The sequence below is a fragment of the Candidatus Baltobacteraceae bacterium genome, from assembly GCA_036488875.1.
In the GTDB taxonomy this organism is placed as follows: domain Bacteria; phylum Vulcanimicrobiota; class Vulcanimicrobiia; order Vulcanimicrobiales; family Vulcanimicrobiaceae; genus JAFAHZ01.
The window spans coordinates 502,465-527,329 of record DASXGW010000004.1; the positions used below are offsets into that span (position 1 = coordinate 502,465).

The following is a 24,865-nucleotide window of genomic DNA, read 5'->3' on the forward strand; positions in this document are numbered from 1 at the left end:
GGCGAGCGAACTCATCCGGCCTGAGCTCGCTAGCGTATACGGTTTGAAGTGCCGCCAAACCACAAAACGACGATCTACCGCTACTCCGTCGTGACCCGCGCCAGTCACTGGCTGTGGGCGCTGGCGTTTGCGGTGCTGGTGTCGAGCGGATTACAAATCTTCAACGCGTCGCCGAACCTCGACGCCAGCGACAAGAGCAACCCGGCTCGGCGCGTGCTTGCGATCGGATCGCCGGCCGACGGCGTGGGAACGACCACGATCTTCGGCCATACCTTCACCACCACGGGAGTCCTGGGCTGGGTCGAGGACGGCATGGGCGGGCGCGGACCGCACGCGTTTCCGGCGTGGATCACGGTTCCCGGCTTTCAAGATCTCGCCGACGGACGGCGTTGGCATCTTTTCTTCGCGTGGATCGCGGCGTTGTGCTGGATCAGCTGGATTGTAGCCACCGCGTGGCGCGGCACCTTGCGCAAGATGATTCTGCGGCCGAGCGATTTGCCCAAACTCTGGCCGATGCAGGCGTACTACTTCAAACTGCGCAAAGAGCCGCCGCCCTACGACGTGTACAATCCGCTGCAGAAAGCCGCGTATACGGTCGTCGGATTCGTCATCGCGCCGCTCATCGTCATCACCGGGCTCGCCCTCTCGCCGGGCATCGACGCGATCGCGCAGCCGCTCACGGCGATCCTCGGCGGGCGGCAGTTCGCGCGCTTGTGGCACTTCGCCGCGATGCTCGCGCTCTTGGCGTTCTTCGCCATTCACGTCTTTCAAGTGGCGACGCAAGGCTTCTTGAATCAGATGCGTTCGATGATTACGGGCTGGTATGAAGCGTAATTTGTTTATCGCGACGTCGGTGTCGGCGGCGGCGCTCAGCGCGTGCGGACCGATCTCCAACGGGCTCAACAACAACGAGGCGTTCCGCCGGTTGCTCGAATCGGCCGAGCCGGTCAATCACGCGCTGATCGGCACGCGCGGGTTGGCGCGCGTGTATCGCGAGAGCGACGTCGACCGCGAGTTTCGCGTCAACGGTTTCAACACGCCCGCGGACGCAAACTATCAGCGACTCGTCGCGGGAAACTTCGCCGCGTACAAGCTCGTCGTCGACGGCGCGGCCGAGAACCGGCACGCGTTTTCGTTGGCGGAACTGCATGCGATGGCGCAGCAGACGCAGATCACGCGTCACGATTGCGTGGAAGGCTGGAGCGCGATCGGGAAGTGGAGCGGCGTGCGGCTCGGCGACGTGCTCGATGCGGTGCGGCCGCGCGGCGACGCGCGCTACGTCGTCTTCCACTGCTTGGACAACGACGGCCAGGGCAACATGTATTACGAAAGCCTCGATCTGCACCAGGCGCGCCATCCGCAAGCGCTGCTCGCGTTGCGTCTCAACGACGCGCCGCTCGATCCCGATCACGGGGCGCCCGTGCGCCTGCGCGTTCCCACGCAGCTCGGCTATAAGAGCGCCAAATGGATCGGCCGCATCGAGCTGGTCGGCAGTTTCGCCAATATCGCTTCGGGCCGCGGCGGTTATTGGGAAGATCAGGGCTACGAGTGGTACGCGGGCATTTAGTCACACGGCAGGTACGGCCCGCGCTATAATTCCCGTCATGACACTGCGAGCAGTCGCGGCCGCTGCGGCGGCGGTGGCGATGTTGGCCGTTGCGCCGGCGCAGCCGGGCCTGCGCGAGCAACTGCGCGCGACCCAATCGGAGTATTACAAGCATCTCGTCGCGCTCGAGCCGATCGTCGGGCGCTACTCCGTGACCGACTATATGCAGCGGCTCGTCGACGACGCCGATGCGATGGATTCGCCCAACGACGTTCCCGACGGTTTCACCGCCGGCCAATGGCACGACTACGTGCTGCGCAAAGCGACCCTCGACGTGAGCTTGGCGCATCAAGTGCTCTCGCAGCATTATCAGCCGATGGAATCGATTCACGGACTGGGCGAAGCGCTGGTTCGCTCGTCGCTCGACGGGACGATGCAGCCGGTCGCGGTCTACGTGCCGCCGTCGTATACGCCGGCGCATCCCGCGCCGCTCGTCGTGTTCTTGCACGGACATCCGCAGGCGGAGACGTCGTTGATGGCGCCCGATTACGTCGCGGCGCTTGCCGACGCGACGGGCAGCATCGTCGTCGCGCCGTACGGCCGCGGGTACTACGACTTTCGCGGCGCGATTGCCGACGTTTACGATACCGTTGCCGTCGCCGGCAAAGCGTTTGCGATCGACTCGCGCAAGCGGTACCTGGCCGGCTATTCGATGGGCGGCTTTTCGGTGTTTGAAGTCGCGCCGGTTCACGCCGACGTGTGGTCGGGGATCATGTGCATTTCCGGCGCGCTGCTAGGTCACGACGCGCACGCGGTGACTGCGATGCTTTCGCGAACGCCGTTTTACGTGCTCACCGGCAGCGACGACGATAGCATTCCCACCCAATATCCCACGGCGACCGCCGTCTACTTAAACGCCAGCGGCATACCGGTATCGTTCTACTCGCAGCCGCACGGAACGCACCGGATCGTAACCCTCTTGCCGATCTTCACGCAGGCGTGGGGCGACATGCACCGCGGCATCGTCCGGTCCCCGCCGCCGGCCCTGGGAGGAATGGCCCTGTTGTCGGCCCCGCCCAAGGGCGCGACCTTGAAGCCGTAGGCCGGGAGGTGCCGAAAAAGTGACATCGGTGCATTTCGCACTTAGGAAGATGAGCAAGGGAGCCGAAGGCTCACCGGCGTGATCGTCAACTCGAATCGCATGCCCGGAAACCTTCCGAGCCGTCCCACCCGCTTCATCGGCCACGCCGGTGAGGTGGCGCTGCTCATTGCCGCCCTCGACGAAACGCCCGTCGTCACGCTTACGGGCCCGGGCGGCGTCGGCAAGACGCGCACCGCGATCGAGCTGGCAAAGCGTACCGCCGGCTTTTTCCCCGATGGCGTGTGGTTCGTCAATCTCGCGCTGCTCGACGACGGCGCCGACGTCGTGCCGTTCGTTTGCGAGACGCTGCGCGACGTCGCACCGGTCGCGCACGATGCGGCGTCGTTTGCCGTCGCGCTCGGCGACCGGCAAGTGCTGCTCGTCTTCGACAGTTGCGAACACGTGCTGGAACAGACGGGCGAGTTGGTCACGTCGATCGTCGATTCGGCGCCGCGCGCACGGGTGATCGCGACGTCGCGCCAGCCGATGTCCGTGCCTCGCGAACTCGAACATCGCTTGAACACGCTCGCGCTCGACGACGCGGCCGAACTCTTTTACGATCGTGCGCGCAACGCCGGCATCGAGCTCGGCGACTTCGAGCGGCCGGTGATCGCCACGATCGTCGAGTATCTCGACGGGATTCCGCTGGCGATCGAGCTGGCGGCGCCGCTGCTGCGTACGATGTCGACCGAAGAGCTGCTGCGGCATCTCGACGATCGCCTCGAGCTGCTCTCGCTCGAAAAGAGCGGCGCGCCCAGCCGGCAGCAGACGCTGGAAGCGATGCACGACTGGAGCCATCGCCTCCTCAGTGAGAACGCGCAGAAACTGTTCCTCCGGCTGGCGATCTTCGTGGGCGGCTGTACGCTCGAAGCCGCGATGCACGTCTGCGCGGACGAAGCGTTCAACGAAGCCCGCCTGAGCGAAGCGCTCGACGAGCTGGTCGTCAAATCGCTGGTCGTCAAAGACGTCTCCGACGGCCGCGCGCGGTACCGCATGCTGGAGATCACGCGCGCGTACGCCCAAAACTGTCTGTTGCGCTCGAACGAATACGACGAGGCCGCGCTGGCGCACGTCCGGTATTTCTCGCTGCTGGCGCGACGCTTCGAAAACATGCTCGACGCGCTGCCGATTCTGCAGTGGCAAGCGATGGTCACCGGCGAAGCGCAGAACTTCCGCGCCGCGCTATCGCTCGCACTGGACGCCGGTGACGTCGAGAGTCCGGCGGAGATCTGCGAGGCGCTGCATCACTGGCTGTGGACGCACGGGCCGGTGCACGCTGCGGATCTGACGCGCCGCATCGCAACGATTCTTGCGACGACGATGGAAGCGCGTGTCGAAGCGCCGCTGCGTTTGGCGCTTGCGGCGCTCTTACGCCGCAGTCAGCGCCCGCGCGCGCTCGAAGCCGCCAAGCGCGCGCACGATCTGTATCGCTCGCTGGGTGACGTCGTTCACCTCGCCGATGCTTTGCGCGCTACCAACGCCTTGCAGCACGCGGTGCTGGGCGCGCCGGCCATGCAGCTCACGGCCGAGCTCGCCCGCATGGCGAATCTGATGCTCGAGATGGGCAGCGTGCTGCGCGCCGCCGAGCTGCTCAACAATCTCGGCGTTGCTTACGCGGAGTCGCTCGACGACGCGCGGCTGCAAGATGCGGGCGTTTGTTTCGAGCGCGCCGCCGGCCTGATGGAGGCGCGCGGCGATCGCTTTCGCGCCGGCGTGGTGATGGGCAACAGCGCAATCAACGCCTTCCTTTCGGGCGATATCGAACAAGCCGTGCGCTGGAGCGAACGCGCCGTCGGATTCTTCGACGAGGTGCCGGACAGCATCGAAGCCGGACATCAGTGGTCGAACTTCGGCTTCCATCTCGCCGTCGTCGGGCGCTACGACGAGTCGCGCACGGCGCTGCGCAAAGGCATCGAGATCGCCCTCGAGCGCAACGACCGCGAAGGCCTCTCCGAAGTGCTCGAAAACAGCGCCTACTACTATCACGTCACGGGTGAGGATCGCCTGGCCGCGCGCCTGATCGGCTGCGCGCAGACGCTCATTCCGCGCGATCTCGCACGCCAGGCGCGCGACGGCGCGGTGCTCCAAGAGATTCTCGACAGTTTGCGCCAGAACTTAGGCGACGCGACCTACGAAGAAGAACGCGCGAGCGGCGCCGCTATCCCGATTGCGGAGGTTCTGCAAGAGGCCGAACGTTCGGTGCTGGCGCGTCACTAAGTCAGCGCGACCCACATTCCTATCAGCACCAAAAACGATCCCAGCAGTTCGCGCCACGTGAAGACTTCGCCGCCGAGCGCGATACCGACGGCGACGGCGATCACGGGAATCACGAGCGACGAAAGTCCGACGATCCAGACGGCGATGCGCTGCAGCAGCCAAAGATTCAAGAAGAACGGAATGCAGCTGCCTAAGATCGAGAGGTAGAGCAGCGCGGCGATCGACGGCGGCGTCGCGGCATTGGCCCACGTCACGCGCTCGGTAGCGATGCCGAGGAGAAACACCCCGATGCCGGAGATCAGCATCGCCGGCGGCAAGGTGAGCAGCGGCGGAGATCCGGAGTGACGCCGCGCGTACACGTTGCCGAACGCCGAGACCGCGGCCGCGCCGATTGCCGCCAGCGCGAAGAGCGGGGAGCCGCGCACTTGGCCGCCGAGCGAAATCGCGGCGACGCCGCCGAATGCAACCGCGGCGCCGATCCAAACGCGCGGTGTCGTGCGTTCGTTTGCGAGCGCGTGCCCGAACGCGAAGACGAAGAACGGCAGGGTTCCGAACAAAACGGCGACCAGCCCCGAATCCAACCGCGTCTCCGCCGTGTACGTGAGAACGTAGTTGAGCCCGAACAGGAACACGGCCAGTACCGCGATCAGCTTCCACGGCGGCTTCCCCTTCGTACCTGCAAGCGCGGCGATCGCATACATTGCTGTGCCGGCGATGATAAAGCGGAGCCCCACGCCGGTTAGCGGCGGGACGTAGTGGAGCGAGACCTTGATGCCCAGCCAGGTCGTGCCCCAGATCGCGCACATCGCGCAATAGGCACCGACGATGGCGGCACGGTTTTCGCCGGACTGCATCGAATGGCCGAGGTATGGGATTAACCGTGAAATGCCCTCTATGCGGCGAGATCATCGCCGGTGACGACGAAGATTCGCTGGTGGCCGTCGCCGACAAGCACGGCGACGAGCGGCACGGCGGCATGCGCGCGCCGCGCTCGATGGTCTTGGGCGCCGCCCGTAAGACCGACTAAACCTACTTCGTAAACAGCTCGCCGACCGAGGTTGAGCTCGCGTCGGTCGTACCAAGACTGCCGAGCTTCCAGTTCTGCTCGACGAATCGCAGCGTGCTGCCGCCGTTTTGGAATACGGCGTGCGCAACGTAGCCGTTGCGCGCGAACGGCGAAATGGCGATGAGTGGAACGCGGAAGCCGAGTCCGAGAACATCAAGCTGCGGCGGCGCGATGGGATCGTAGAACTGTCCGTTGCCCGCGTCGTTCCAGACGACGACGATCGCCGTTTGGCTCCAGTACTTACTATGCCGCACCGCCGTGACGACGGATTTCACCCACTCCGGGCCGCCATCGCTGCCTGAGGCTGGATCGTCGGAGTTCGCTACGCTGGGCGTCACCCAGGAGACCGATGCGAGCGTTCCGTTTTTCAAGTCCGAGAAGACGTTCGTCTCCGGAATGCTGACGTTGCGTTTCCAATCCGGGCCCGTGCGAACGTACCTGATATACGCCCATGGGTTCCATTGCGAGTTCGGTGCCGCGTACCATTTCCACGTAACGTGATGCGCGTCGAGCAGATTGGCAATGGTCGGATAACTAAAGCACGGGAAGGGTCCGTGCGGATCGACCTTGCCGCGGCGCAGAACAGTCGACGTCGTTCCGGCCGGCGCGTCGCAGTCGAGCTTGTTGGGCACGCCGATCACGTACGTGCCGGGCGCTACCTTCGTCGATCCTGCAATCAGATATTGCATCGCAACGAAATCGCCGAAATAGCTCGACGAGAACGTGTGGTCGCCGATCGTGAATGCCTTCGCTAGTTGCCAATACGGCTTTGTATCGGCGGGGCGCACGTACGTATAGGGACAAACCGGTTTCGAACTATCGAGGAGATCCCACCCGTTCATTTCCCCGTGGTTCCATGCGGTAACCGATGAGGACAGCCCGTATCCTTCGATCGAACACGGCGGTGCCGACAGTGGAACCGCTTTTAGCGCAACCTCCCGGCCGTCGTGGGTGCGTCCGGTCGACGCCGTATCCGTGCCCGGAAACGCTTCGAAAAGATCGTTGAAGCTGCGATCGGCCTGCACGATGAAGATCACGTTGCCGATCGATCCGGGGCCGGCAGCATTCAAGCGACGCGCGGCGTCGAGCGGCGGCGTCGTTGAAGCGCCGTCACCGCCGGGTGCGCAGGCTGCGAGAACGGCGATTACGGCGATCCATGCGAGCGATCGAACGTGCGTCACGGCGAACCTCCCCTCGTTACATTCTGAAGATGCCGAAGTGCGTTCGCGGCAGCGGTGCGTGCGCGGCGGCGTCGAGTCCGATGGCGATGACGCGGCGGGTGTCGAGCGGATCGATGATGCCGTCGTCCCACAACCGCGCCGTCGAATAATAGGGGCTGCCTTCGCGCTCGTACTTTTCGAGAATCGGCGCTTCGAACTTGGCCTTCTCGTCGGCCGGCATCTCACCTTTGACGGTGGAGAGCACGCTTGCGGCCTGTGGGCCGCCCATCACGCTGATGCGGGCATTGGGCCACATCCACAACTGGCGCGGCGAATATGCGCGCCCGCACATGCCATAATTCCCAGCGCCGAAGCTGCCGCCGATCACCACCGTAAACTTTGGGACTTCGGCACAAGCCACGGCCGTGACGAGCTTGGCGCCGTCTTTGGCGATGCCGCCGTTTTCGTATTCCTTGCCGACCATGAAGCCGGTGATATTCTGTAGGAAGAGCAGCGGCGTGCCGCGCTGCACGCACAACTCGATGAAGTGCGCGCCCTTGAGCGCGCTTTCGCTAAAGAGGATGCCGTTGTTGGCCAAAATGCCGACCGGATGGCCTTCGATGCGCGCGAAGCCGCAGACGAGCGTCGTGCCGTAGCGCGCTTTGAACTCGTGAAACTCCGACGCGTCGACTAAGCGTGCGATGATTTCCCGAACGTCGTAGCCGATGCGGCTGTCGCTGGGAATGACGCCGTAGATGTCGCGCGGATCGTATTTCGGCGGCTGCGGATCGGTGCGGTCCCACTGACCGGGAAGTTCGAGATGCAGGTTGCGCACGATCTCGCGCACGATGCCGATCGCTTGCGTGTCGTCGTTGGCGAAGTGATCGGCAACGCCCGAAACGCGCGTGTGCACGTCGGCGCCGCCCAGCTCTTCAGCGGTGACGATTTCGCCGGTCGCGGCTTTGACCAGCGGCGGACCGCCGAGAAAGATCGTCCCTTGGCCCTTGACGATCACCGCTTCGTCGCTCATCGCGGGCACGTAAGCGCCGCCCGCGGTACACGAGCCCATCACGGCCGCGATCTGCGGAATGCGTTTGCCCGACATGCGCGCTTGATTGTAAAAGATACGTCCGAAATGCTCGCGATCGGGGAACACGTCGGCCTGCAGCGGCAAGAACGCGCCGCCCGAATCGACGAGATACATGCACGGCAGATGATTCTGTTCGGCGATCTCTTGCGCGCGCAGATGTTTCTTGACCGTCATTGGATAGTACGTTCCGCCTTTGACGGTTGCGTCGTTGGCGACGATGACGCAATGCTGTCCTTCGACGATGCCGATGCCGGTCACGATGCCCGCGCACGGCGAATCGCCGTTATACATGTCGTAGGCAGCCAGCGCCGAAAACTCCAGGAAATCCGAGCCCGGATCGATCAAACGTTCGATGCGCTCGCGCGCGGTGAGCTTATTGCGCTTACGGTGCTTCTCGGTGGCTTCGGGGCCGCCGCCTGCGCGCACCGCGATCAGGCGCTCGCGCAGTTCGGCAACCAGGCTCGCTAGACGCGCGTCGTTGCGCGCAAACTCTTCGGATCGCCGATCTAAACGCGATTCTAATGTAGCCACGAACCGAGCGATTCGCCGCAAATGTTATACTACATGCAATGGCAGCGCAGACTCGAGTCGATTTCGGCGGCATCCTTCGCCCGTCGGGGCAGTTGGATTCCGCCACGGCTTTGCAACCGTTCCGCGGAGCGCTCGACGAGCGCCTGGCGGCGCATCTGCTGCGCCGCGCGGGCTTCGGCGGCACGCCCGACGAGATCCGCCGGTACGCTTCGATGTCGGCCGGCGATGCGGTCGAATCGCTCGTTCGTTTTACGTCGAGCTCCGCCGCTGCGCAGCCGACGCTCTTCGATCGCCGTCCGTACATGCGCGAGCTCGCCAGTCTCGAGGGCAACGAAAAAAAACAGTTGCAGAATCGGCTCGTCCACGGCGACGTGCTCGCCCTGGAAGACCTGCGTCTGTGGTGGCTCAACCGCATGTTGACGACGCAAGCGCCGCTGCAAGAAAAGTTGACGCTCTTCTGGCACGGGCATTTTACGACGTACATTAATTTCAGCAGCATGATGTACGGTCAGAATCAGCTGTTCCGTCAATACGCGCTGGGGAACGTGCGCGCGCTCGCGCACGCGGTGTCGAAAGATCCGGCGATGGTTCTGTACCTCAACAATAACAGCAACGTCGCCAAGCATCCCAACGAGAACTACGCTCGAGAGCTGATGGAGCTCTTCACTTTGGGCGTAGGGCACTACACCGAAGACGACGTGCGCGAAGCGGCGCGGGCGTGGACGGGTCTGCGCTTCGATCGTTTCACCGAGACCGTCTGGTTCGGCGAGGCGCAGCACGACGACGGTACCAAGACGTTCTTGGGGCACACCGGCAACTTCACCGGCGACGACGTCGTCGACATCATCTTCGATCAGCCGCAGTGCGCGCGATTCTTCGCCAACAGCCTGCTGAGCTATTTCGTCTACAACGATCCCGAGCCGGAACTGATCGACGGCGTCGCGGCGCTTTTGCGCAAGCACCAGTTCGAGCTCGCGCCCGTGATGTCGGCGATTTTCCGCAGCAACCTATTCTACGGCGATCGCGCCTATCGCGCGCTGGTAAAGAGCCCAACCGAGTTTGTCGTGGGAACCTATAAGGCGCTGGGACTCCCGCAGATCGAGACGTCCGCCGTAGCGGCTTCCAAGCAGATGGGACAGACGCTGCTGCAGCCGCCCAACGTCGCCGGCTGGCCGGGCGGAGCGAACTGGATCACCAGCGCGACCATGATCGCGCGCCAGAACTTCGCCGTGCGCATGGTCAACTCGCAGACGCTCGCGGCATCGTCGTGGCTGCAGCAAATTCCCATGCAGCCGGCGCAAGCCGCGCACGAGATACTTTCGGCGATCGTGCAGCAGGACGCCGCGCCCGCGTCGCGCTTCCAACTCGAAGGTGTGATGGCCGGCTCGGGAACGGCGTCGCTCAAGTCGCTTTCGCCGGAAAATCTGCAACAGCGCATCGGGCAAGCGGTTGCGCTCGCGATGGCGATGCCGGCGTACCAGCTCAATTAGGGAAGATATGAAACGCGGTAACTTTCTCCTCGGAACGATCTCCGGACTCACGGTCTCCGCGACGGCCAATCACGTCTTCGCGCGCGCTCTCGCGCAGACGCCGCTGGCGGGGCTGCCGGGTTCGCAAGGCCGCTGCCTGGTGCTGATCAACTTGGGCGGTGGAAACGACGGCCTCAACTGCGTCGTTCCGCACGGCGATCAGCGCTACTACAACCTGCGCCCCACATTGGCCATCTCGCAATCCGAGGTGCTCGCGATCGACGCGCACATGGGCCTCAATCCCAAGATGTCCGCGTTCAAGTCGATGTACGATAAGGGCAACGTCGCGATCGTGCAAGGCGTCGGCTATCCGAATCCCGACTACTCGCATTTTCGTTCGACCGAGATTTGGCAGACGGCCGCGCCCGACCGCTACGAGCACACCGGTTGGCTGGGACGCTATTTCGACGAAGCCGGATTGCCGCCGGACAACCTTTTCAACGGCGTCGCGATCTCGCAAACCGTTCCCGAAGTGCTCGCTTCGAACAAGACCGACATCCCGGCGATTCCCAATTCCGCGGGATACGGTTTGGCGTTCGACCGTTCGCCGGAGCTGAGCCAGGCGTTCAAACAAGACGCACGCGACGCGTCGTTGCCGTTTAAATCGCCGTATCTCGCGCACGTCATGGAGATCGAAGACCACGCGCAGCGCGGTTCGGAAGAGCTTCCGAAATTGATCGGCGGCTATAAGACCGACGCGTCGTATCCGGCGACGCCGCTCGGACGCAGCCTGGCACTGGCCGCGCAGATCGTCGGCAGCAATCTCGGCACGCGCGTCATCTATGTCGAGCACGCTTCGTTCGACACGCATCAAAATCAGCGGCCGGGTCAAGATCGCATGCTGATGCAGTTTTCCGATGCCATCTCGGCGTTCTATCAAGATCTCGCGGCTCACGGCAACGACAACCGCGTCCTGACGATGACCTTCAGTGAGTTCGGACGCCGCGTCGCGGAGAACGCCAGCCGCGGCACCGATCACGGCCAAGCGTCCCCTCTCTTTCTCATCGGAGGCGGCGTGAAAGGCGGTCTCTACGGCGACGTGCCCGACCTCGGCAGCCTCGACAACGGAAACCTGCGCTGGACGACCGACTTCCGCAGCGTCTACGCCACCGTCCTCGAGCGATGGCTAGGGCGACCTGCGTCACCGGTTCTGGGTGGGGCGTTCCCGGCGATCCCGGTCCTGGCGTAAATCTCCGACTTTTCACACAGGTGTAGGTTTGGTTGGGGTGCAATGAACCGACCCCAATGAGACCCACTGCTGATCGGGTGATATCGATTGGCGCGCGCGAAAGCGGCCTTCCGCCGAAGGGGACGCCAAAAAACTATCTCATGGCGTGGCTGCTGGTCATGCTTGCCGATCACCACTTGCACGGATACGAAATCACCAAAGAACTCAACGAGAAGTTCGATATCGTAACCGACGCCGGCACCGTGTATCGGGCGCTGCGTCAGCTCGAGCGCGACGGGTACATCTCGTCCTGGTGGGATCCAAAAGAGCAAGGACCGGCGCGGCGGTTCTACGCGCTGACGGAATCGGGCAACGCTGCGCTGCGGATGTGGAGCGAAGCGCTCGACGCGTACCGCACGAATCTCGAGACGTTCTTCGCGCTGTACGAACATCGTCACGAGTTGTCGACCGCAGTCAAACACGCCTGAACTCTTCGATACTTTTTCTCGGTAGCGGTGGTGCGCGTTTCGTCGTCGCGCGTCAGCTTCGCGCGTCCGGCGGTATGTGGATGCGCTTCGGCACGACGCAGATTCACGTCGATCCCGGCCCGGGCGCTCTCGTGCGCGCGCTTTCGCACGTGCCGCCCTGCAATCCGCGCGAGCTCGAGGCGATCGTGCTTTCGCACAAGCACCTCGATCACGCCGGCGACGTCAACGCGCTGATCGAAGCGATGACGTCGGGCGGCTTTCGCCGCCGCGGCGCGCTGATGGCGCCGCCCGACGCGTTCGAAGGCGAGCCGGTCGTGCTGCCCTACGCGCAGCAGTTCGTGCAGCGTCTCGAGCGCCTCGCGCCAAGCGGCGGCCCGTATCACATCGGCCCGGTCGAGCTGCGCACGTCGATGGCGCACGTGCACGCCGTGCAAACCTACGGCCTGCACTTCGCGTACGAAGGATTGCGCGTGGCGTACCTGCCGTGCGGGCGCTACTTCGACGAGCTCGCCGGCGACTACGCGCGTCGCAATCCCGATGTGCTGATCGTCAACGTCTTGCGCTTCCGCGACGAGATGAACGTCGATCATCTCACGTGGGAAGACGCGCGCAGCATCGCGCTGGAAATCCGCCCCAAGGTGACCGTTTTTCAGCATTTCGGAACGAAGATGCTCGAGGCCGGCCCGGAGCGGCTCGCGCAGGAGCTCGAGGACGAGATCGGGCGACGCGTGATCGCGGCTTACGACGGTTTGCGCTTAGATTTGGACACGGAAGTCGCCGCCGTTGGCGATTGAGATCCTACGCGTGCAGCCCGATGCGGTTGCCGAGTTCTATCGCGGCGCCGAGCGGGAAGCGCTCAAAACGTTCTACGGCTTTTCCGTGATCTGGCACGAGCAGACGCACGATTTCGTCGCGCGCGACGGCGAGCGCGTCGTGGGCGCCGCGACGATTCGGATTTGCGCGTCGCTCGGGCACGTGGAAAAGGTCGCCGTCGCTGAAGACGCGCGGCGCCACGGCGTCGGACGCCGGCTGCTCGACGCGGCCGACGACCTAGCGAAATACTATAACTGTCACAAGATGACGGTGCTGGTCCCGCATCGCAGCGCGGCTCAGGAGTTCTTCGAGGCGTGCGGCTATCGCGAGGAAGCCGTTTTGCCGCAGCACACGTTCAAGCTCGACATGACCGCGCTGCGCAAGTTCTTGCTCTAGCGCGGCGGAGGCTGGTTCGGATGATTGTTCTGGTGCCGCTCTTCCCGGCGCTCTTGGTGCTGCTCTTGACGTTGGCCGTGTTGTTGCTGCGGCGGCGGCGCATATTGGCGCGGCGGCGGCGCGTATTGACGCTGCGGCGGCGCGTACTGACGCTGCGGCGGCGCGTATTGTCCCTGCGGCGGAACGTATCCGCGCGGCGGCCCGGGAGCGTATTGACCCGGCGCACCGGGATATTGCGGGGCGAAGCGCGTCGTCACCGGCGCGCGCACGAAGCCGCCGGCACGATTTCCGCGCAACTCCGCTTGAAACTGCGGATGCGCGTTGAGCGAGCCGTTGTAGAGATACACCGAACCGTCGCGACTGGTCGCGGTAACGACGGGACCGCCGCCTTCGACTTGGGCTTGGGTCGTGTTTTCGTTGCCGCGCAGTTGCGTGCCGTTCGAGAAGTTCGACATCACGCGGCCGCTCTCGCTGTGGGCGCCGATCTGCGCGGCGCCGCGAACGCCGAGCGCCACGTTGCCGTGCTCTGAGTCAAAGCGCGCGAGTCCCGGCTCGAACGATCCGTTGTTGTAGACGATCGATCCGTACCGGCTCGTCGCTTCGATTTGGTGCGACGTGCAGTTGTTGAAGATCATGTTGCTCGTCGCGCTGCGCGCGCGCAGGCGGTCGAAATTCGAATCGGTCGCGACGATGCGGCCTTTGAGCGACTCGAGGTACCCGCTGCCGCTGACGCGGTTGAGAAAGATGCCGCCGCTGTGCGCTTGCGCCCAGAAAACGCCGCGATAGTCGTTGAGCGTCACGCGGCCTTTGTCGACGTGCGCCATCACGAGCGCCGTGCCGCGCGGAACCGTGATCGTCGTGTTGCCGTTGCCGCGCGCGCTGATGCCGTCGTGTTGCTGACCTTGGAGCGGCGGGAGCACGAACGGTTCGGCCGGCAGCGAGACCGGGCCGTACGCCGTTTGAACCGTGTGCGAACCGCCTGGAAGCTGCCGCTGGATGTACGGATCCACGGCGTTGGGTTCCAGATGCTGCACTTGAACCGTCCCGTCGGCGCTGACTTGCACGTCGGGGCGATCCCACGTCTGCACGGTGACGTTGCCGGTTCCCAGCTGCACGTCGACGACGGGGTTCGGCCCAACGGCGATCTGCTCGTCGGCGCGCGCTTGCGCCGCGAGGGTCGTCGCCCAACAGGACAGGGCGAGGAGGAAGGTCGCCGCTCCACGCCACCATTGGTTCCGCACGGACTCATTGTATCGGCGGCCGGCTGGGGTCATCATTGGGAATCCGCTAGAGGTGCCGTCATGCGGGGGAGGGTCACGGTAAACAGGGCACCGCCCGCCGGGCTGCGGGCCACCGAGACCTCGCCGTTGTGCACGCGAGCGATCGAGCGGACGATCGCCAGTCCGAGGCCGGTCCCCGGCACGGTCCGCGAGCGCGCCTTGTCTGCCCGGTAGAAACGATCGAAGACGTGGGGCAGCTCCTCGGTCGGAATCCCCGGCCCGCTGTCGCCGACCTCCACCCAAGCGCGCCCTTCGTCGCCCCCCACGCGGACGTCGACGCCGCCCTTTTCGGTGAACTTGATGGCGTTGTCGACGAGATTGGAAACGAGCTGGCGCAGCAGTCCCGGCTCGCCGTACACCGTCGGCGTGGCCTGGTGCTCGAACTCGAGCGTGAGGTGCTTTTCGGCCGCGCGCGGTTCGGCACCGCGCACGACTTCGTTAGCGACTTGCGCTAACGACGTCGGTTCTTTGGGAATGTCGTCGCCGCGATCGGCCTTCGCCAAGGTCAGCATGCCGTTGACCATCGCAGCCAGCTGCGCGCTCTCTCCCGCGATCGTTTCGAGACTTTCACGCAGCACCGCCGGATCGCGATCGCCCCAGCGCATCAGCATCTGTGCGTTGGCGTTGATCGACGTCAGCGGCGTTTTGAGCTCGTGCGACGCGTCCGAGATGAACTGCCGCTCGCGCGCGAACGCTTCGGATAGACGCTGCAGCAGGTCGTCGAAGCTTTCGGCCAGCTTGCCGATCTCGTCGGTCCGCCGGCGGTGATGCGAGCCGAGCCGGCGATCGAGTCCCTCCGAACCGATCTTCCGCATGGCGTCGGAGAGCTCGTTGATCGGCGTGGTGGCTTGCGACGCGAGCACGATCGAAAAGATCACGACGGCGAGCGCAGCCGCGCCGAGCGTGATCGCGATGGCGCGTATCGCGCGCGCAAACGTCAGATTGAGCGTGTCGATTGGTTCGGCGACGTGAATGACGGCGGAGCTCCCGCCTTCGTGCACGTAGCGATCTTCCACTAAGAACGGTCGCCCGCCGATGGCGATTTGCCGATACGCGGTATCGTGCTTGGCGTTTACGGACGGATTCGTTGGGATCGTGTCGTCGCCGAGGTTGGTGCTTCTTGCCAGCAGGTAGCCGTCTCGGGCACGATCGACCTGGATGAACGTGTTCGCGGAGCTCCAGTTGGCGAGATTCGCGCTGCTGAGGATGAACTGAAGCGATTGCGACGAGCTGTCTTCGGTGACGAAGGGATTAGCCGACGTGGAAAACTGCACGATCGAGCGCATCGTCGAGTTGACCGACACCTTGACTTGGTCGTAGAGAATGCCTTGCAGCCGCCACGCGATGATGCCGCTGGTCAGCGCGAGCACCACGATCAGCAGCGTCGCGTACCAAACGGCGATCCGCCATTTTAAAGACATTTAGGAGCCTAGTCTTTGATCGTGTAACCGACTCCGCGAACGGTCGTGATGAGCTTGTCGTCGAAGCCGTCGTCGATCTTGCCTCGCAAGTAGCGGATGTACACGTCGATCAAGTTGGAATCGCCCAAAAAATCGCTGCCCCACACGCCGTTGAAGAGCTCGTCGCGCGTGTGGACTTTGTTGCGGTGCAGCAGCAGGTACTCGAGCAGCGCGTACTCCTTGGCCGTGAGCGCGATCGGCTTCCCGCCGCGCTGGACTTCGTGGCGATCGCGGTCCATGATCACGTCGCGATATTCGATGACGTTGGTTTGCGGCGAACGCTCGCGCAGCCGCGCGCGAACGCGCGCTAGAAGCTCTTCGGTCGAAAACGGTTTGGTGACGTAGTCGTCGGCGCCGACGTCCAAGCCGGCAACGCGATCGGGTACCCGGTCCTTGGCGGTGAGCATGATGATCGGCACCTTGCTCTTGGCGCGAATGCGCTTGCAAACTTCGATGCCGTCCATGCGCGGGAGCATCAAGTCGAGAACGACGAGATCGGGTTCCTTGAGGGCTTTTTCGAGACCGCTCAGTCCGTCGCGCGCGACGTCGACTTCGTAGTTCTCGTGTTCGAGCTCGAGTTGCAGGACGCGGCTGATCGCCGCGTCGTCCTCGATGACGAGAATCTTATAGGGCATGAAGCCGGATTATCTGGCCCTCTGTCCTACCCTCTGCGAGGCGAGCGTAAAAGGTTGGGATCCGGTGAAAAACGTCAGCCAGAACGCCGTCGCGGCACCGGCCCCCAGCCAGGCCAAGGTCGTCACGTTCGAGAGCGGTCGCGCGACCGTCGAAACGATCGTTTCGATCGTGTGGACGAAGAGCGCTCCGCCGCCTATCGCGATCAGCGCGACGAGCCAAACGATAACGGCGGCCATCGCGCCGAAGAGCGTGACCTCCAAAACCGAGAACATCGGGGCCGGACGGTAAGCCGTCGCCGTGAGAATCGAAGCGCGTAGGTCGGCCGGCGGCTCCTCCAGCGGGAGCGCGAAGAGGGCCCGGTCGAGCGCGTCGTCGTCGCGGTACATCATTGGTCGGTTACCTCCGCCCCGCTCAGAAGCCTGCGCAGCTGCTCCTTCGCGCGGAATAAATGTGTTTTTACCGTACCCATCGGCAGTCCCAACACTTGCGCGATTTCCTCGTATTGACGGCCCTGCAAGTGATAGAGGGTGATGACCGTGCGGTATTTTTCGGGGAGTGCGTCGATCGCGGTCCGCAGCCGTTGGGCTTCGTCGAGCGCAATCGCTTGCTGCTCGGGTCCCGGCCCGGCGTCGGCGCGATCGGGCATCTCCTCACTAGAATAACGTTTGCGGCGGTTCAATCGGTCGCAGCAGGCGTGATAGGCGATTGCAAAGATCCAGGTCGAGAACTTGGCACCCGGCTTAAAGGTCCGCAGGCTGCGAAAGGCCTTGAAGAACGCCTCTTGGGTGGCGTCCCGGGCCTCCTCGACGTCGTGCAGAGTGCGGAAAGCTAGGTGGTAGACCGCTCGGTCGTACCGCTCCACGAGTACGGCAAACGCGTCCGGGTTGCCCCGGACGGCCATAGCGACCAGGTCGCCATCGGCTGCTTCGGGCTGCGTCACTTTCCTGTCCAAGAGAACTGCCGACACGCCCAAGGTACACGCGCGCGAGCGAATTGTTTCGCCCTTCGTTCCTCGACTTCGGCGCTTCGCGCCTGCGCTCGGGATGACAGGATCGGGCACGAAACATGGGGGGCGCGCCGGCCGTACCTAGGACAAATGAACACGCACCTCCACTCCGCCCCGTCCCCGCGCCCGACCTTCGACTTTAGCTGGCGCTCCGGCTTCGCCTTCGCCGCCCCCCGCGCGGCAAAGCCGCTGGGGTCCCCCCTACCGTGAGCCGGTCGTCCGTGGTTGCGGCGCTCGTCGCCGTCGAGGTCGCCATCGTGGCGATCGCGCTCTACGCGATCGGCTTCGGCCGTCCGGGAGCGGCAATGGCCGGAATGCGGCACTACGACTTTGCCGGGAAACCGTTTCCGGCGCTGGCGGCGGGAACGGCTCCGCACGTTACGATCGACGATCCGCAATCGACCGTCGAGGTCAAAACGTCGAGCGACGGGATGGTGCACGTCACCGATCTCACCAATGTGCAAGGGTTGCGCTTCCCCGGCGATAGCGGGATTCCGCCATTGAGCGTCTCGCGCACCGCCGACGGCGTTGCGATTTCGCGGCCGCGTCACGAACGATTCTTCTTGATGGGCATGTCCGACGAACGCATCGAGGTCGACGTGCCGGAGGCGTCGCGTTTGGAGATCACGCACTCTGAAGGCGACGACGTTACGGGCGTTACCGGAGGCGTGTACGTCCGCTCGCAAGACGGTCACATCGGTCTCAACGACGTTAAGGGCACGGTCGACGCGCACAGCGACGACGGATCGATTCGCACCCACGGGCTTGCGTTGACCGGTGACAATAGCATGTCGACCAACGACGGCAGGATCGAGCTCGGATTCGCTCCGGGAGCCGATCTCAACGTCGAGGTTGGAACCGACGACGGACGCATTACCGTCGACGGAAACCGCGTCGGTCGCGACAGCGACGACGACGCGGCACACTACACGATGCGTCTCGGGAACGGCAGCGCCAGTCTGCGCGCGACGTCACGGGATGGGTCGATCCACATTACCACGAACGGAGCGCTCTAGCGCCATGGAACCAGAAATCGTCGTCCCAGTCGCATTTTTCTTCTTCGTCATCGGACTGCCCGTGACGTTAGCAATCGTTTCGCGCTACATGGCGCATCAGGAACGGATGGAATACATTCGCCGCGGCATGGTGCCGCCGCCGATGTCGCCCGATCCGCGCATGATGCGTAAAGCGATGAAGTTCGGAGCGTGGCCGCCCGGGCCGCCGCCGGCACCGGGGACGTTTGCCGCGCCGTATTACGATCCGAGTTACTACGCGCAACATCAACTGCGCCGCGGCATCCAAGTCGCGTTCATCGGATTGGCGCTGCTCATCGGCCTGTCGTTCATCGGCTATCACGGCGGAACGTACGTCTACGGCCCGTGGCTGCTCGGCGGTCTGATCCCGATGTTCGTCGGTATCGCGCAGATTATCGGCGCGGTGCTCAGCGGCGCCCAGCTCGGCAACGTCAGCGTGAGCGTCGGTCCGCAGCAGACGGTGCAAGGCGCGCAGCCGCCGCCGGCCGCGTCGGCTGGAAGCGTTCCGCCGTCGGGTCCGTATGCAGGCTGGCGTCCGGGACCAATCCCCGAGATCGAGAAACCGCCGAGCCCTCCCGATTACCGTCCGTAGGACTCGGGGCAGTCGCGCCCTCGCCAAAGTAAAAGCCCGTCGGTTCAGGCCGACGGGCTTATCTGCTGTTCAGAAGATGAAAATTTAAGGAAGACGATCTACCTGCAGGATACCAGTGCCATTGCCCATCCGGCGGTTGTGCGGGTCCTGACGAGATATCCGTCCGCAGTCCGGTCGTAAACCTGGTAGCCGGCTCGAAGGGCGTCGGCTAGCGACTTGAAGACGATAAGACCTGCCATCTGCGGACCCTCCTTTCCATTCTTTATTGCTCTCTATACCGTATAACGGTTAAAGTCGCAAGGTTGTGCAGCGAAATTCGCGGAGTTTTATAAAAATTCGGCGAAAACGCGCGGCTGTGACGACTCTGGACCTGCCCTCGCGCGTGCACGCTACGCTGGTGACCGACCGGCGCGAACTCGCCCCCGGCGTGGTCTTACTCGAGCTTGACGCGCCGGAGTTAGCAGCCGCGACGCTGCCGGGGCAGTTCGTCATGGCGATTCCTCCCAGCGGCGAAGCCGCGGCGACGGCGCTGGGCGTTTACGAAGCGGAGATGCGGCGCGCGAGCCTGCTGTTTTTCATAACGGGAAAGCGCACGCGCGAACTCGCCGAGCTGCACGTCGGCGAGCGGCTCGACGTCCTAGGACCTTTGGGCAACGGTTTCGACCTGAGCGGTTCGCCGCGGCACGTGGCGATCGTCGCCGGCGGCGTCGGCATCGCATCGGTGCTCTTACCGGCGCAAGCGCTGATTCGCGCGGGAGCGCGCGTGCAGCTGTTTTACGGCGCACGCACCGCCGCGCTGCTCGTCGAGGCGCAGCGCTTTGCCGATGCCGGCTGCGAAGTCGCGCTATCGACCGACGACGGCACCGCAGGATATCACGGTTACGTCACCGATTTGCTCGAGCGTTCGCGAAAGCACGACGTGGTCTTGGCCTGCGGTCCGTCGCCGATGCTGCGCGCGGTCGCGCGCGTTGCCGCCCAGATCGGCGTGCGCGCGCAGCTATCGCTGGAAGAAACGTTCGCATGCGGCGTCGGCGGCTGCTGGGGGTGCGTGGTACCGATCGTGCGCACGAGCGCACAGGCTCCGAGTTTTCCGCCCGCATCGGAAGGCGGCAGCGACGTCGTGAACGCGCGCATCTGCAAAGAAGGCCCGGTCTTTTGGAACGACGAGCTGAGATGGTAGAGACTCAACCGAGCTTAGCGATCAAGCTGGGCAAGCTCGAGCTGCCGTATCCGACCTTGATGGGCAGCGGCTGTTACGGATCGGGCGAAGAGTTCGCGCAGTTTACCGACTTGCGCAAAATCGGCGCCGTCGTGCTCAAGAGCGTGACGCGTCTGCCGCGCGTGGGCAATCCGACGCCGCGGCTGGTTCACACCCCGGCGGGCATGCTCAATGCCATCGGCTTGCAGAATCCCGGTATCGATTGGTACCTCGAGCACGAGGTGCCGAAGTACGGGCGGCGTCCCTGGCGCGTGATCGGCAGCGTCGCGGGATTCTCCGTCGACGACTACGCCTACGTCTGCGAGCGCCTCGCCGCGCGCGACGAAATCGCGGCAATCGAACTGAACATTTCGTGTCCGAACGTGGCAAGCGAGGGCGAGACGTTTGCCTGCGATCCGAACTTGACGGCTAAAGTCGTGCGCACGTGCCGCGGGCTGACCGACAAAACGCTCATCGTCAAGCTGTCGCCCAACGTCACCGACATTACCGCGATCGCGTTCGAAGCCGAAGCCGCCGGTGCCGACGCGCTTGCCGTCATCAACACGGTGCGCGGCATGGCGATCGACGTCGACACGTGGCATCCGCGTCTCGGAAACGTCACCGGCGGCTTATCGGGGCCGGCCATTCGGCCAATCGCCGTGCTGGCGGTCTACGAAGTCGCTCGCGTGGTCACCATTCCGATCGTCGGTCAAGGCGGCATCGAAACGACGCGCGACGCGCTCGAGTTCTTGCTCGCCGGCGCGACGGCAATCAGCATCGGCACGGCCAACTTTACCGATCCGCGCGTTCCCGAACGCATCGTCGAGGAGTTGCGCGAATATCTTTTGAACCGCAATCTGGCCTCGATCGGCGAGATCGTAGGCAAGGCAAACGTCGGTTTTGCCACCGCACACGAATACGAAGGAGACCAAGGATAACCCGTGGCGCAACTCATCGTCGCACTTGACGTCGCCGGCGCCGACGAGGCCGAGCGCCTCATCGATCAGCTCTACGAACTCGACGTCATCGTGAAAATCGGCATCGAGGCGCTTTACGGCTATCCCGAGCGCATCTTCGCGTATTGCGAGGCGCGCGACGTTCGCACGTTCATCGACGCCAAGCTGCACGACATTCCGCGCACGGTCGAGGCCGCGATGCGCCAACTGGTTCGCCCGAACGCGCACATCATCAACGTTCACGCGCTCGGCGGGTTGGAGATGATGCGGGCGGCCGTCGACGCCGCCAACGAGCGCGCGAGCGAGCTCGGCATCTCGGTGCCGCACGTTTTTGCGGTGACGATTCTCACCAGCATCGCTTCCGAAGATTTGCTGGAGCTGGGTCTGGGCGGCGGCCCGGGCGAAAACGCGACGCGTCTCGCGGCGCTCGCACGCGACGCCGGGTGTTCGGGCGTGGTCAGCAGCGCGCACGAAGTCCGCGATCTCAAAAGGTTCTTCGGCGACGATTTTCTCACGCTCACGCCGGGCATTCGTCCGGCCGGAACGGCGCACGGCGACCAGAAGCGCGTGATGACGCCGGCGCAAGCGGTCGCTGCCGGCGCCGACTATCTCGTCGTCGGGCGGCCGATCACGCAAGCCGAAGATCCGCTGGCCGCCGCGCGCGCCGTACTCGACGAAATGCACGCGCCCGTATGATGACCGCTACCGATTTGACGCAAGCCCTCGCCGAACGCGGCGCGCTGCTCGAAGGCCATTTTCGGCTGAGCTCGGGCCGTCACAGCAACCGGTTCGTCCAAAAGTTCCGCATTCTCGAGGAGCCCAAGCTCGTCGAGCCGATCGCGCGTTCCATCGCCGATGCGTTTCGTGCGACGCAGCCCACCGTCGTGGTGAGCGCCGCGGTCGGCGGCATCGTGCTCGGCTACGAAGTCGCGCGACAACTCGGTACCAAAGCGATCTTCATCGAGAAAGAGAAGGGCGCGCCGGCCTTGCGCCGCGGCTTTACGCTTGGCCCCGGCGACCGCGCGCTCGTCGTCGAAGACGTCGTTACCACCGGACTTTCCGTGCGCGAAGTCATGGACGTGGTGCGGCAAACCGGCGCGCACGTCGCCGGAGTTGGGATTATCGTCATGCGCGCGCCGGCGGATTTCGGCGTGCCGACGCACGCGCTGCTGGATCTGCCGATCGTGTCGCACGATCCCGACGCGTGTCCGCAATGCGAAGCCGGCGAACCGATCGACGATCCCGGATCGCGGCGCGCGTGAACGTCGCCGTTCGGCCCGCAAACGCCGCCGACCGGCAGTTCATCGAGCGCCTTGCGGAGCGTACCGTCATGGACAGCGTCGCGGCATTTCGCCATCCGCAAGAGCTGATGGTCCATTTGGCGCTCACCCGGCTACTCGAAATCGTGGAAAATCAATCGCACGTAACGTTCGTGGCCGTCGCCGACGGCGTTCCGGCCGGGTTTCTCCTGTTGCTCGACGACCTGCCGGACGAGGTCACGTCGACACCCCAAGCATTCGTCGCCTACATGGCCGTGGAACCCGGGCTGCAGGGCCGAGGCGTGGGCAAAGCGCTGCTCGACGCGGCCGAGAGTGAGGCAAAACGGCGCGGCCTGCCGTATATCTCCCTAATGGTGACCGAGGACAATACCGCGGCACGCCGGCTCTACGAGCGCGGCGGCTACGTCACGGAGCGCAGGCTGCTGTGCAAGCCTCTGTAAGCAGCTCGCTCGCGCGGCGCGTGGGCTGGATCGTTGCGGCGATCGTCGTCGCGTCACTAGCGTGGTGGCTTGCGGTGCGCATCCCCAAGACGATCGCGATCTTCGTTATCGCCGCGTTTATCGCGTTCGGCGTCGGACCGATCGTCAACCGTCTCGAGAAGCGAATGCCCAAGCCGGTCGCGATCGGGATCGTCTTCCTGGGGCTGCTGGTGATCATCGCCTTGCTCATCGGCATCGTCGTGCCGTTGACCGTCGAGCAAATGCAAACGCTCGCGAGCAACTTACCCGGTTATGCGGCGACGTCCCAAGACTGGGTGACGAACCTGGAACTCTCGATTCAGCAGCACTTCCCGCAGCTCAACCTTCCGACCGGCGGCATCAACGTTCAGAAGATCGGAAGCGGCCAGGCGACGGCAGTCGTGACGGGCCTCATTTCCGGCGTCGGCGCGATCGCGGTCAACACCGCCACCGGCTTCTTCGTGGCGTTTTCCGCGGTGATCTTATCGATATTCTTCTTGCTCAACGACTCGCAAATCGCCGAAGGCTTTGCGACGATGTTCCCACCGAAGCGGCGCAACGACGCGCGCAGTCTGGCCGCGGAAGTCACGACGCTCTTCGGCAGTTACATCTCGGGGCAAGTCACGGTCAGCGCGATCACCGGCTTGGTCATCGCGCTGATCACCACGATGTTCGGTTTTAAATTCTCACTCATCATCGGCATCGTCTCGGCGGTCGCGTATGCAATTCCGATCATCGGCATGCTCATCGCCCAGATCGTCGCCATTCCGCTGAGCATCCCGCAAGGGTGGGGCGTGGTCATCGGCGTTCAAGTCGTGATGTTCGTGATGGCGCGCATCAGCGACAACGTGCTCGTTCCCAAGATCATGGGCGAGTCGGTCGGGGTCTCGCCGATCGTCGCGTTCTTTGCGGTGTTCGCCGGCGGCGAACTCTTCGGCATTCCCGGGTTGATTCTGGGCATTCCGGTCGCCGCGCTGCTCAAGATTCTCTGGCGCTACTTCGTGGCGCCGTGGATACAATCGCAATATAAAGAACCGGAGCCGTTGCCCGCTCCGGCTCCGCCGCTACCGTTACCGCAAAAAGAAACGGTGTAACTTACAGCGTAGCCGCCGTCGTTCCGACGGCGTGCCGCAGCGCCGCGCGCGCGAGGAGCCGGGTCGAGTCGAGCGTCGGCAGCGGCGCGTTGTCGTCGTTGACGATCAAGGGGATTTCCGTGCAGCCCAAGACGACCGCGTCGCAGGCGTCTTCATTTTTCATGCGGCCGATCGTGTGCTGAAAATAGACGACGGCTTCGGGTTTGAAGAGACCGTGCACGAGCTCGTCCATGATGATGCGGTGAATCTCTTGCCGTTCGGCGGCATTGGGGCGCACGAACGCGATGCCCCGCTTCGACAGCACCGCCGGATACACGTCGCTCTCCACGAGGTACCGCGTCCCCGTTAACGCTAAGCGCGTGTATCCGAGTGCCGAAGCTTCGGCGGCGACGACTTCGCCGATATGCAGCCACGGCAGCGGCGAACGCGGCGCGACGTAGCCGAACGCGCGATGAATCGTGTTGTCGGGGCAGATCAGAAAGTCGGCGCCCGCCTTTGCCAGCTTCTCCGACGATGCGAGCATGATCTCGGCGACGCCGCGCCAGTCGTCGCGGTCGATTCGCGACACGTACTCGGAAAACGGCGCCGAGTGCATCGAGATCTCCGGATGATCGTAAACGCGCGAAAACTGCTCGCCCTCTTCGCAGATCGTGCGATAGCAGAGCGACGCGCCTTCGGCCGAACAGGCGACGATGCCAATATGCAGCGGCTTTACTTGTGCCACGA

General features: G+C 64.1%; 27 protein-coding genes. 18 read left to right on the forward strand and 9 right to left on the reverse strand.

Going from position 1 to position 24,865, the window contains the following annotated elements; translation table 11 throughout:
* Positions 1 to 48: 48 nt before the first annotated feature.
* The 4 genes from VGG89_07825 (at position 49) to VGG89_07840 (ending at position 4,904) form a co-directional block, all read left to right on the forward strand.
* Positions 49 to 834, forward strand: a complete 786-nt coding sequence (locus VGG89_07825; protein ID HEY1976435.1) for a cytochrome b/b6 domain-containing protein — start codon at positions 49 to 51, stop codon at positions 832 to 834.
* Entirely contained in the window at positions 824 to 1,567 is a 744-nt protein-coding gene (locus tag VGG89_07830) for a molybdopterin-dependent oxidoreductase (protein HEY1976436.1), read from the forward strand. The genes VGG89_07825 and VGG89_07830 overlap by 11 nt, the downstream gene beginning before the upstream one ends.
* A gap of 37 nt (positions 1,568 to 1,604) precedes the next feature.
* On the forward strand, positions 1,605 to 2,648 hold the full coding sequence (locus VGG89_07835) for a hypothetical protein (protein HEY1976437.1): 1,044 nt from the start codon (positions 1,605 to 1,607) through the stop codon (positions 2,646 to 2,648).
* Between the two features lie 78 nt (positions 2,649 to 2,726).
* Positions 2,727 to 4,904 (forward strand): NB-ARC domain-containing protein, encoded by a 2,178-nt coding sequence (locus tag VGG89_07840; GenBank protein HEY1976438.1) that lies wholly within the window; start codon positions 2,727 to 2,729, stop codon positions 4,902 to 4,904.
* Here VGG89_07840 and VGG89_07845 read toward each other — a convergent pair.
* Positions 4,901 to 5,758: an EamA family transporter gene (locus VGG89_07845; GenBank protein HEY1976439.1), complete on the reverse strand. Its 858-nt coding sequence runs from the start codon at positions 5,756 to 5,758 to the stop codon at positions 4,901 to 4,903. The two genes, VGG89_07840 and VGG89_07845, sit on opposite strands and share 4 nt — an antisense overlap.
* Before the next feature lie 26 nt (positions 5,759 to 5,784).
* Between VGG89_07845 and VGG89_07850 the strand changes: the two genes are divergently transcribed.
* Positions 5,785 to 5,931 (forward strand): hypothetical protein, encoded by a 147-nt coding sequence (locus VGG89_07850; protein HEY1976440.1) that lies wholly within the window; start codon positions 5,785 to 5,787, stop codon positions 5,929 to 5,931.
* Between the two features lie 2 nt (positions 5,932 to 5,933).
* Here the strand turns inward: VGG89_07850 and VGG89_07855 are convergent, their stop codons facing one another.
* Together VGG89_07855 and VGG89_07860 are read right to left on the reverse strand one after the other, a co-directional pair.
* A complete protein-coding gene (locus VGG89_07855; protein ID HEY1976441.1) occupies positions 5,934 to 7,151 on the reverse strand; it encodes an alkaline phosphatase family protein in 1,218 nt (405 codons plus the stop codon).
* 16 nt (positions 7,152 to 7,167) lie between these two features.
* Complete coding sequence (locus tag VGG89_07860; protein HEY1976442.1) at positions 7,168 to 8,751, reverse strand: carboxyl transferase domain-containing protein; 1,584 nt, start codon at positions 8,749 to 8,751, stop codon at positions 7,168 to 7,170.
* Between the two features lie 38 nt (positions 8,752 to 8,789).
* On the opposite strand from VGG89_07860, the gene VGG89_07865 reads away from it, so the two are divergent.
* The 5 genes from VGG89_07865 to VGG89_07885 all read left to right on the forward strand — a co-directional run bounded on the left by VGG89_07865 (position 8,790) and on the right by VGG89_07885 (position 13,145).
* Positions 8,790 to 10,241: a DUF1800 domain-containing protein gene (locus tag VGG89_07865; GenBank protein ID HEY1976443.1), complete on the forward strand. Its 1,452-nt coding sequence runs from the start codon at positions 8,790 to 8,792 to the stop codon at positions 10,239 to 10,241.
* 7 nt (positions 10,242 to 10,248) lie between these two features.
* A complete protein-coding gene (locus VGG89_07870) occupies positions 10,249 to 11,469 on the forward strand; it encodes a DUF1501 domain-containing protein (protein HEY1976444.1) in 1,221 nt (406 codons plus the stop codon).
* Between the two features lie 56 nt (positions 11,470 to 11,525).
* On the forward strand, positions 11,526 to 11,936 hold the full coding sequence (locus VGG89_07875) for a helix-turn-helix transcriptional regulator (GenBank protein ID HEY1976445.1): 411 nt from the start codon (positions 11,526 to 11,528) through the stop codon (positions 11,934 to 11,936).
* Positions 11,937 to 12,010: 74 nt separating this feature from the next.
* Positions 12,011 to 12,730 carry an MBL fold metallo-hydrolase gene (locus VGG89_07880; GenBank protein HEY1976446.1) on the forward strand — a complete coding sequence of 240 codons (720 nt, stop codon included), beginning with the start codon at positions 12,011 to 12,013 and terminating at the stop codon, positions 12,728 to 12,730.
* On the forward strand, positions 12,720 to 13,145 hold the full coding sequence (locus VGG89_07885) for a GNAT family N-acetyltransferase (GenBank protein HEY1976447.1): 426 nt from the start codon (positions 12,720 to 12,722) through the stop codon (positions 13,143 to 13,145). Before VGG89_07880 ends, VGG89_07885 begins: the two co-directional genes overlap by 11 nt.
* Here VGG89_07885 and VGG89_07890 read toward each other — a convergent pair.
* The 5 genes from VGG89_07890 to VGG89_07910 are packed head-to-tail and all read right to left on the reverse strand — an operon-like array spanning position 13,142 to position 17,488.
* The gene (locus VGG89_07890; GenBank protein ID HEY1976448.1) at positions 13,142 to 14,386 is read right to left on the reverse strand and encodes a DUF4097 family beta strand repeat-containing protein; all 1,245 of its coding nucleotides are present in this window, start codon (positions 14,384 to 14,386) and stop codon (positions 13,142 to 13,144) included. The genes VGG89_07885 and VGG89_07890 overlap by 4 nt on opposite strands.
* A 32-nt stretch (positions 14,387 to 14,418) precedes the next feature.
* Positions 14,419 to 15,846, reverse strand: coding sequence for a HAMP domain-containing sensor histidine kinase (locus VGG89_07895; protein HEY1976449.1), 1,428 nt, complete (start codon positions 15,844 to 15,846; stop codon positions 14,419 to 14,421).
* Between the two features lie 8 nt (positions 15,847 to 15,854).
* Positions 15,855 to 16,520, reverse strand: a complete 666-nt coding sequence (locus tag VGG89_07900) for a response regulator transcription factor (GenBank protein HEY1976450.1) — start codon at positions 16,518 to 16,520, stop codon at positions 15,855 to 15,857.
* Between the two features lie 9 nt (positions 16,521 to 16,529).
* Positions 16,530 to 16,910 carry a hypothetical protein gene (locus VGG89_07905; GenBank protein HEY1976451.1) on the reverse strand — a complete coding sequence of 127 codons (381 nt, stop codon included), beginning with the start codon at positions 16,908 to 16,910 and terminating at the stop codon, positions 16,530 to 16,532.
* Entirely contained in the window at positions 16,907 to 17,488 is a 582-nt protein-coding gene (locus VGG89_07910) for a sigma-70 family RNA polymerase sigma factor (GenBank protein ID HEY1976452.1), read from the reverse strand. The genes VGG89_07905 and VGG89_07910 overlap by 4 nt, the downstream gene beginning before the upstream one ends.
* A gap of 245 nt (positions 17,489 to 17,733) precedes the next feature.
* Between VGG89_07910 and VGG89_07915 the strand changes: the two genes are divergently transcribed.
* The 8 genes from VGG89_07915 (at position 17,734) to VGG89_07950 (ending at position 24,139) form a co-directional block, all read left to right on the forward strand.
* Positions 17,734 to 18,543 (forward strand): DUF4097 family beta strand repeat-containing protein, encoded by an 810-nt coding sequence (locus tag VGG89_07915; protein ID HEY1976453.1) that lies wholly within the window; start codon positions 17,734 to 17,736, stop codon positions 18,541 to 18,543.
* Between the two features lie 4 nt (positions 18,544 to 18,547).
* A complete protein-coding gene (locus VGG89_07920) occupies positions 18,548 to 19,153 on the forward strand; it encodes a DUF6249 domain-containing protein (GenBank protein ID HEY1976454.1) in 606 nt (201 codons plus the stop codon).
* Between the two features lie 355 nt (positions 19,154 to 19,508).
* Positions 19,509 to 20,333, forward strand: coding sequence for a dihydroorotate dehydrogenase electron transfer subunit (locus tag VGG89_07925; protein HEY1976455.1), 825 nt, complete (start codon positions 19,509 to 19,511; stop codon positions 20,331 to 20,333).
* Positions 20,327 to 21,289 (forward strand): dihydroorotate dehydrogenase, encoded by a 963-nt coding sequence (locus tag VGG89_07930; GenBank protein ID HEY1976456.1) that lies wholly within the window; start codon positions 20,327 to 20,329, stop codon positions 21,287 to 21,289. The genes VGG89_07925 and VGG89_07930 overlap by 7 nt, the downstream gene beginning before the upstream one ends.
* A gap of 3 nt (positions 21,290 to 21,292) precedes the next feature.
* Positions 21,293 to 22,003 carry an orotidine-5'-phosphate decarboxylase gene (gene pyrF, locus VGG89_07935; protein HEY1976457.1) on the forward strand — a complete coding sequence of 237 codons (711 nt, stop codon included), beginning with the start codon at positions 21,293 to 21,295 and terminating at the stop codon, positions 22,001 to 22,003.
* Positions 22,000 to 22,569 (forward strand): orotate phosphoribosyltransferase, encoded by a 570-nt coding sequence (gene pyrE / locus VGG89_07940; GenBank protein HEY1976458.1) that lies wholly within the window; start codon positions 22,000 to 22,002, stop codon positions 22,567 to 22,569. The genes pyrF and pyrE overlap by 4 nt, the downstream gene beginning before the upstream one ends.
* Positions 22,566 to 23,027: a GNAT family N-acetyltransferase gene (locus VGG89_07945; protein ID HEY1976459.1), complete on the forward strand. Its 462-nt coding sequence runs from the start codon at positions 22,566 to 22,568 to the stop codon at positions 23,025 to 23,027. Before pyrE ends, VGG89_07945 begins: the two co-directional genes overlap by 4 nt.
* The gene (locus VGG89_07950; GenBank protein ID HEY1976460.1) at positions 23,012 to 24,139 is read left to right on the forward strand and encodes an AI-2E family transporter; all 1,128 of its coding nucleotides are present in this window, start codon (positions 23,012 to 23,014) and stop codon (positions 24,137 to 24,139) included. The genes VGG89_07945 and VGG89_07950 overlap by 16 nt, the downstream gene beginning before the upstream one ends.
* Before the next feature lies 1 nt (position 24,140).
* Here VGG89_07950 and VGG89_07955 read toward each other — a convergent pair whose 3' ends face one another.
* Complete coding sequence (locus VGG89_07955; GenBank protein ID HEY1976461.1) at positions 24,141 to 24,863, reverse strand: amino acid racemase; 723 nt, start codon at positions 24,861 to 24,863, stop codon at positions 24,141 to 24,143.
* Positions 24,864 to 24,865: the final 2 nt, after the last annotated feature.